This is a genomic window from Devosia sp., assembly GCF_017307565.1.
Classification (GTDB): domain Bacteria; phylum Pseudomonadota; class Alphaproteobacteria; order Rhizobiales; family Devosiaceae; genus Devosia.
In genome coordinates, this window is sequence record NZ_JAFKHD010000221.1 from 1 (window position 1) to 8,240 (window position 8,240).

Genomic DNA, 8,240 nt, shown 5'->3' on the forward strand with positions numbered 1-8,240 from the left:
CAAGGTCCACCGCAGCCACGGCCACATAGGCCTTTTCGCCCGCAGCGACATTGGCGAGGTCAACGCTCACCTCAAAACTCTGCCGCGGCAACGTCACGTCGGGCGCATCGAGCTTGACGTCAAGCTTGCGATCCCCCGGCTCCACATCGGCAAAGGCCAGGCCCAGCGCCCGCGAAGGCATGCGCTTTTCCGCCGTGTCGGACGGACGATAGAGCACCGCCGTCACATAGGCACCCGGACCCCATTCCTCGGTCACGTCCAGCGGCACGGTTGTACCGCCTTCTGGCACCTCCACCGCCTCCATGGCGATGACGCGATTGTCGATCACCATGACCAGAGCCGTACCGGCAAACTGCGGGTCGAGCTTCAGGTTCGCCGTTTCACCAACCTTATAGGCCGGCTTGTCGAGCGCCACCTGCAGCGTATCCGGCGTGTCAGAACCCGCATCGGCATAATAATAGCCGGCATAGAATTCGTAGCTCGACGAAGTGCCCTGCCCCTCGACTTCGAGACGATAGAGTCCCCAATTGACATTGGCGCCCACCGTCGCCGAACCGCCATCCGGCGTATCGGCGGAACCATTGGCAATCTCGCGGGTGGTGGTGATCCCCTCCCACTTCCAGGTGCTGCCGTCGCGATACCACTGATAATTGGTTTCGACCCGCGACAGCGTCCAGTCGAGCCCTGTCGCCGCCACCTTCTCGCCCTCGGGCGAAACGACGATCAGTTCGAATTGCGCTTCGCTGCCCTCTTCGAGCCCCGTCGCATCGGCAAAGACCGGCTTGATCCCGATCCGATCCCCATCCGCCAGCACCGCCCGCGTAATGCTGCGTTCCACGGTCCGCCCGCTGGTATCCACCAGCCGCAGCAGCACCTGCGCTTCCAGCGGCCGCGTCGTCGCCTGCCCCTCTGGCAGGAACACTTCGGCCACCGCATTGCCCTCGTCATCGGTCACCCCGACCGTGCCGAGCGGCTCGCGCGTGGTTTCAATAGTGTCGTCGAGCCGGCCAAAGGTGAAGCCCGGGAATTCCGGCAGCGTCGTGCGCGGCCGCACAATGGCATCGGCTTCAACCGACAACCCCGGCGCCGTCGCGCCATAAAGATACTTCGCCGCAATATCGATGAGGTTGGCCTCAGTGGCCGAAAACGCCCCCTCGCCCTGCGGCTTGATTTCAAAGGCCAGGCGTTCCGGCTCGAAATCTTCCACGAGGAAAGTCGTGCTGGAGAGCGCGTCGGCATTGGGATCGGAATAGAGCCGCAGCGTCCACGAGCCGCGCATGGCTTCGCTGGCCATGGGCAGCGCCGCATAATAGCCGCCCGCGCCCTCGTCATCCAAAACCTCACTTGACGCCACCACGCCATCCGGGCGCTCCACCTCCAGCGTCAGCTTGATGTTTTCCACCGCCTCGGCCCGCGCATCACGCAGCAGCGCGGTCAGATGCACCACCTCGCCCGGCCGATAAACGCCGCGCTCCGTGGTCATAAAGAGATCAAGCGGCCCCGGCGACGGACGCCCTTCAACCCCACGATCGGTCAGGTCAAAGGCAGGTTTTGAAAGATCGAGGAAGGCATAATCCCCCTCGGTCTCGGCCACCAGCAATTGCGGCGCCCTTCCACCCGTGCCACGCCCCAGACCCGGCGCAAACACCGCGCGGCCATCCGCATCGGTCTTGGCCTCGCCTAAAATTTCATTATTGATCGCCACGAGCCGCACATCGGCCCCGGCCACCGGCTGCGCCGTTTCGAGGCTGCGCACAAAGGCATGCACGCCATCGTCGCCGGCAATCGTCGTCACGCCGAGATCGGTGACAATGAACCACTGCGTCGCCAGGTCCGACCAATAATCGTCCTCCGGCTCGCCCTTGATCCGCGCCGTGATCACATAGGCCCCGGCTTCGAGCGTCCCCAGCGCCTCGGCCACCGGAATGGCCGTCGTCGTCAGCGCATTATTGTCGCCCTGCGCGAGATCGACCTCGCCCTTCCAGACCTGCTGACCCACGCGATCGGCAATATCCTCGGCATTATATTGCGTGAGGCTCCCCTGGAACACGCCGTCGCGCACCGCCGTCGCAATGCCGCGATCGCCAATGCGATAGATCATCACCTCGGCCGTTTCGGCATTGACCGAGGTAATCGGCAGCCCGCCGCCGAGCCCGGCCGGCATCACATAGGCATTATTGGCAAAGCCAACGAAGGGCGCGCGATCGGGCACATAAACGCTGAGGTCGATATCTCTAGCCAGCTCTTCGCCACTGGCCGCTTCAAGGCCGGCGCGCAGCTTGATCGTATAGCGATTGCCGTGCTGCACGCCTTCGACGCAAACCTGCTCGCTTTCGGTTTCGATCGAAACCTGCGGCGCATTGGCGACAGAAACATAGGCGGAAACATCCGTGCTCGCGAGCGGTTCGGAGAACACGACGCAAATGCGCGGCGCGGCAGCTTCCGCATCGACCACATGGTCGGTCACGCGGAACCCGTGCTGGGCCACCACATCATCGAGATGGGCTTCCACGTCCGCATCGGGCGCCAGCTTCAGCGCCAGTCGATAGGTCGAGATCACCTCGCGCCACATCTCGCGATATTCCATGGAATTGGCGAGCGCCCTTAGGCCCGCCGCGCGTTCCTCTGCGCTGGTCGAGCGCAAAAAGGCGTTCATCGCCGCATTGGTGCCGACATAGGAGAGGTCATAGCTATTGTCTCCCTCGCTCTGCCCGGCAACGACATCGGCGCGCCGCAGCGCGGCTTCGGCCAGCGCCTGCCACACGGCCCGGTCATTGCCATTGATGGCGAGGGCCTGGCGATAGGCGACCATGGCTGCCGGATAATTCTCGTTTGCCACTTCCTCGTCGCCCGAAGCGACGAGATCGGCATAAACGGCCTTCGGTGCCGGCGCATCGGTCTGGGGCAGATCGCGGGCGAAGGACTTTGCGGTATCGATCAGCGACTGGGCCGGGAACGGCAGTTCGGCCTGGCGCGTCGCCTCGGTCACCGCGGGGCTCGGAGAGCGGCTGATGCGGCCGGAGGTGGCGCCGGAAAACTCGGCGCGGTCACCGATATCCCCCTTGAGGAAGCACCACTGGCTACGCGAATTATAGGTGAAGGCGCGGCAGATATTGTCGTCGCTGCACGCTGCCTGACAGCTGTCGAGGTCAGTATTCTTGACGATGGAATAGTCGAAGCCGGGCAGGTCGGTGTTGTCGAAGAGCGTTATCTTCGTCTCGGCTGCGACCGGCATGAGCCCGGCCAAAGCCAGAACCAATGCGCCAAAGACGGTACGAACTGCGCGGCGTCCACCCAGCATGCTGCCCTCCCAAATATGGCTCCGCATAAGGAAGCCAACCCCATCAAGAAAGCAAGGGGTATGGAAATTGTGACATTTTCAAAGCAGTTTAGCGGTCTCGAACACCACAAGGCCGGAAAATCCCCAGGGACCTGCATACGGCGCCTACAGGCCCGCCCGTTCTGGAGCGTGCGGAGGCCACCGGGAGGGCCTCAGCCTACTCCATCGGCAAACCGGCCATCTGCCACTCCGGCAGTCCGCCATCGAGCCGACGCGCACTGAAACCGCGCTCGCGCAACTCCGCCACGGCCTCGAAGGACATGACACACCAGGGACCGCGGCAATAGGCAACGATCTCGCGGCCCTGCAGCTCCTGCAAGCGGCCGTCGAGTTCAGCCAGCGGCACATTGATGGCGCCAGCAAGGTGGCCCAGCGCAAATTCATCCGCCGGGCGCACATCGATCACGGTCACGAGCCCCTCGGCCATGCGCCCCGCCAGCTCCTCGCGCGACACCGGCTCCATGTCGTCATGCCGGTCGAACCAGCCGCGCACCACACTTTCGACCTCGGCCGAATGCCGCTCGGCCACAGCCCGGATCGCGGCAAAGGCGCTGAGCACACTGGCATCCGATAGCCGGTACTTGACGAACTTGCCCTCACGCTCCGAAGCCACCAGCCCCGCCCGCCGCATGGCCTGCAGATGCTGGGAAACATTGGCAATGGGCAGTCCGACCTTGTTCGCCAGCACATCGACGCTACGCGGCCCCTGCGCCAGATGCTCGATCAGTTCGAGCCGCTGCGGATTGCCGAGCGCCTTGGCCACCACGGCGAATTGCTCATAGAGCGCCTGCTTGGGATTGCACGTTGACACTTCGGGTTTCGCCACGCTAGTTCATTCAATAGAATTATTGAATGTATTCTACCACGCCGTCCCGGGAGGGACAACGCCGCATGCCATCGCTCTCTACTCCGAGTATTTTCATCCCGAGCGTCCAAGGCGCTTTCACCCTGCCAACCCCGGCCAAATCGATGGTGGTGCGCTGATGCCAGGCACATCCATGCACCGCCAGGTCATGCTGCTGGCCAGCGCCCAGGCCCTGTTCCAGACCGCTTCGGTTATGGTGATGACCGTGGGCGGGCTCGCCGGCGGACGGATCGCGTCGCAACCCGAACTCGCCACCATGCCGATCGCCGCCATGTTCCTCGGCACCGCCGTCGCCACCTTCCCGGCATCGATCTGGATGAGTCGTGTCGGCCGTCGCGCCGGCTTCGTTCTCGGCGCTCTGCTCGGCGTTGGCGGCGGCATAGCCGGTGCTGCGGGCATGTGGCTCGGCTCGCTCCTTCTCCTGTCCCTCGGCACCTTCCTCGTCGGCACCTATCAGGCCTTTGCACAGTTTTACCGCTTTGCCGCAGGCGAAGTCGCCGACGACACCTTCCGCTCGCGTGCTATTTCGCTGGTCCTCGGCGGCGGTGTCGTTGCCGCCTTGGCCGGGCCCATGGTCGGCCGCTTCGGCGCGGACCTGTTGAGCGCCGAATATGCCGGCTCGTTCCTCCTCATGGCGCTGGTCTCGCTCGTCGGTGCAGGCGTGCTCTCGGCCTTACGCATGCCGGCCACCAAAGACGAGCCCGGCACCACGCAGCAGGGACGCCCCTGGCGCGCCATCGTCACCCAGCCCGCCTATCTCGTCGCCCTCTTTGGCGCGGCAACCGGTTATGGCGTGATGATCCTCGCCATGACCGCGACGCCACTCGCCATGCTGCATCACGACCACGATCTTTCGACCGCCGCCACCGTCATCCAGCTCCACGTGCTCGGCATGTTCCTGCCCTCCTTCATCACGGGCTCGCTGATCGCCCGGTTCGGGGTCATCAGGATCATGCTCGCCGGGGTGCTGATCCTCGCTGGTCACGTGCTCCTGACGCTCACCGGCACCGGTTTTGCTTCCTTCGCCAGCGCCCTCATCCTCCTCGGGATCGGCTGGAACTTCCTCTATATCGGGGGCACCACACTGCTCACCACGACCTATTCGCCCGCCGAACGCGGCCGCGCCCAGGCGACAAATGACATGATCATCTTCGCCATCGGCCTTGCCAGCTCCTTCGGCGCAGCCGCGCTATTGAAAGCCTTTGGCTGGCAGATGCTCAACGTCATGCTGCTGCCCTGGCTCGCGCTCGCCGCGGCGGCCCTGCTGTGGCTTGGCTATCGCCGCAAGCCCGCAGCGGTCGCCGGTGCCTGATGGTGCCAACTGTGCCCAGATAAAGCGTGGCCCCGCGCTGCGGGGCCTTCGTTCTGCCACCTTCGCGGGGGATCGGGGAGCGGCGGACCCATTCTTGGCTGGCGTGGGGTAGGCGTCCTCCTGTACCCTGCCGCCTTCTGCCGGGCCCGCGCCCTCTGGCCTTGAGTCTTGGATACGCGCTCCCGGCCCCGACCCAAACGACCACAAAATAAGCCGACCTCCCACATGTCCCAACTGCCCAAAGTCAAGATCACTACCCCGCTCGGGGATATCGTCGTCGCCGTCGATCTGGAACACGCTCCGATCTCCGCGACGAATTTCCTCGCCTATGTGGACCAGGGGCTCCTTGAAGGGACGACCATTCACCGCATCGTCTCGATGGAAAACCAGCCTGATACGGTTCCCGCCAAGATCGAAGTGATCCAGTTCGGCCACCTGATCCAGGTCGACCACTATCCGACGCCCCTGCCCTATATCGCCCACGAGCCCACCTCCAAGACCGGCCTCCGTCACCGCGATGGCACCCTCTCCATGGCGCGCTTCGCGCCCGGCTCGGCCTCCCCGGGCTTCTTCATCTGCGTCGGCGATCAGCCCGAACTCGACGAAGGCGGCAAGCGCCAGCCCGATGGCCAGGGCTTTGCAGCCTTTGGTTGGGTCGAAGAAGGCATGGACGTCGTCCGCGCCCTCCACGCCAAGGCCGAGAGCTCGGACAATATGGTTCACCCCATTCCCCTGCTCGGGCTAGCTCGCGTTTAGGCCGCCTGCCAAACAACTGCCGATGCGCGCCAGAAGCTGCCCGCATCGGCCATCACGCCGATTGGCGCCTCAGCGTGTGCTCCTGCGTCTCGCGCATCCGAAAAACCTCGATCAAACGCTCCAGGGCCTGCACCTGTGCATCGGCCTGTTCGATGGCCGCATTGGTCTCTTCCACCAGCGCCGCATTGTGCTGGGTCATTTCATCGAGATCGCGCACAGCATCCGAGGATTGCGCAATTGCATCGGACTGATCGCGGCTGACCTGGGCAATTCCCTCGACAAGGTTCGCGCTTTCATCGACATTTGCGACCATATCGGCCAGTTTGCGGCTCGCCTGATCCACAAGCTTGCTTCCCGTGGCAACTTCTGTCCCGGAACGCTCGACCAGCGCCTTGACCTCGAGTGAGGCCGTAGCTGCCGATTGCGCAAGCCGGCGTACTTCCACCGCCACCACAGCAAAGCCTTTTCCGGCCTCGCCGGCCCGCGCCGCCTCCACCGAAGCATTCAGAGCCAGCAGGTTGGTCTGGAAGGCGATGTCGTCGATAAGCCCCAGAATGCTGGCGATCTGGGTCGAGGAGGCGGAAATATAGCCCATGGCCTCCGTCGCCTGCTGCATCACCTGGCCCACATCGAGCGCCGCCGTCGAGGCAAGCCGCGTACTGCGGCTGGCTGCGCTCGCCCGCTCGGCATTCTGCCGCACGGTCCCGGCCAGTTGCTCCATGGCCGCCGAAGTCTCCTCCACTGCTGCTGCCTGGCGGCTCGTGCGCATGCTGAGGTCGTTGGCTCCGACAAGAATCTCGCCCGTCGCGTCGCGCAGGGCCGTGGTGGCGCCGCGCAGCCGGGCAACCACTTCAGACAGCCGCTGACCAACTGTATTAACGTCCCGCTGGAGGACCGCGAAAGCGCCTTCGAACTCGCCCTGCATGCTGCGCGTCAAGTCAGCGCTGGCAAAGGCAGACAGTGTTTCGGTGGTGGCGCCAAGGCCGCGATCCACCATCGCGATCAACGTATTCACCTGTTCGGCGAGGCCGATGATTGCGGGATCGTTCGATTGCAGGCTGACGCGGCCACCGAAATCGCCCGCCTGCGCCGCCCCAACGACGGCAGCGATCTGCCGGTTGAGTGAGCTGGTTTCCGCATTGGTTTTTTCGAAATAGCGGCTCGTAGCGATATCGATATCGACCAGTACCGCCTTGACCAGTGCGCCAAGGACTTCCCCCACCGCATCGACCTCGACCAGCAACTCCTCACGCGAGTACCGTCGCCGACCGAAAAGCCCCCTGCCAGTCAGACGATCGGAAAGACCATCCTTCAGAACGCCTGACACCAGCGTTTCGAGGATCAGTCCATAGCCGCCGAGATACCATCTGGGCTCGAGACCGATGCGGGCATGAACGTCCCCCACCGTCATTGCACTACGATGATAGGCCTCGCCCATCTCGCCCGCGGCAATAGCCTGCCAGTGCTGAAGCTGCCGTGTCTTGGCGTGCGTCATATGATCAGGACTGGAGAAGAACCGCGACACCGCCGGCAGCTTCGAGACTAGCCCGTAAAACCGTGTCAGGGCGCCATCGAGGTGCTTTTCGACATGGGGCCGCACCGAGCGGATCAGGCCCATTGCCTGCTCGTCGAGCCCCACAAATGCAAGTTTATCCTGAATTTCCGTAGTTTGCGCAGGTACCATCATGCTCCCCCAAGTAGTGCCCGAAATCGACGAATTGCCTGTGCGGACCTGTCCCGGATGCCGCCGGCGCTGGTTGTCATCCCGCCTTGAGGATCGCCCCTGGCCCGACATCGGGCCTGCGGCGTCCCGGCTGGGCGAAACCTCGAAGATAGTCCTGCTCAAGCAGCGCAAGCGCCTGCGGCCGGCAGATCCTTGTGCCGAAAGCACCGTATTTCGCCAGCGGCGAGAGCACGCAGCCGACATCCATCTCGACCTCGGCGAGCTCCAGCGGCGCGGCTTCGGG

5 protein-coding genes and 1 pseudogene are annotated in these 8,240 nt (G+C 64.0%); 2 read left to right on the top strand and 4 right to left on the bottom strand.

The window, feature by feature from the left end; all coding sequences use genetic code 11:
• A partial coding sequence (locus J0I64_RS07105; protein ID WP_291406898.1) for an MG2 domain-containing protein occupies positions 1 to 3,301 on the bottom strand: 3,301 nt, incomplete at its 3' end.
• A gap of 196 nt (positions 3,302 to 3,497) precedes the next feature.
• Positions 3,498 to 4,151 carry a metalloregulator ArsR/SmtB family transcription factor gene (locus J0I64_RS07110; protein WP_291406899.1) on the bottom strand — a complete coding sequence of 218 codons (654 nt, stop codon included), beginning with the start codon at positions 4,149 to 4,151 and terminating at the stop codon, positions 3,498 to 3,500.
• A gap of 172 nt (positions 4,152 to 4,323) precedes the next feature.
• Between J0I64_RS07110 and J0I64_RS07115 the strand changes: the two genes are divergently transcribed.
• Together J0I64_RS07115 and J0I64_RS07120 are read left to right on the top strand one after the other, a co-directional pair.
• Positions 4,324 to 5,517 carry an MFS transporter gene (locus tag J0I64_RS07115; protein WP_291406900.1) on the top strand — a complete coding sequence of 398 codons (1,194 nt, stop codon included), beginning with the start codon at positions 4,324 to 4,326 and terminating at the stop codon, positions 5,515 to 5,517.
• 225 nt (positions 5,518 to 5,742) lie between these two features.
• A complete protein-coding gene (locus J0I64_RS07120; RefSeq protein ID WP_291406901.1) occupies positions 5,743 to 6,273 on the top strand; it encodes a peptidylprolyl isomerase in 531 nt (176 codons plus the stop codon).
• 52 nt (positions 6,274 to 6,325) lie between these two features.
• On the opposite strand, the gene J0I64_RS07125 is transcribed toward J0I64_RS07120, so the two are convergent.
• Positions 6,326 to 7,960 carry a globin-coupled sensor protein gene (locus J0I64_RS07125; protein ID WP_291406902.1) on the bottom strand — a complete coding sequence of 545 codons (1,635 nt, stop codon included), beginning with the start codon at positions 7,958 to 7,960 and terminating at the stop codon, positions 6,326 to 6,328.
• Positions 7,961 to 8,033: 73 nt separating this feature from the next.
• Positions 8,034 to 8,240 (bottom strand): annotated as a pseudogene (locus J0I64_RS07130) (hypothetical protein); the annotation flags it as partial.

Bases quoted from the DNA above. Each gene is read 5' to 3' on its own strand.
- J0I64_RS07115 (WP_291406900.1), top strand. From the start codon at position 4,324: ATGCCAGGCACATCCATGCACCGCCAGGTCATGCTGCTGGCCAGCGCC.
- J0I64_RS07125 (WP_291406902.1), bottom strand. From the start codon at position 7,960: ATGATGGTACCTGCGCAAACTACGGAAATTCAGGATAAACTTGCATTT.
- J0I64_RS07120 (WP_291406901.1), top strand. From the start codon at position 5,743: ATGTCCCAACTGCCCAAAGTCAAGATCACTACCCCGCTCGGGGATATC.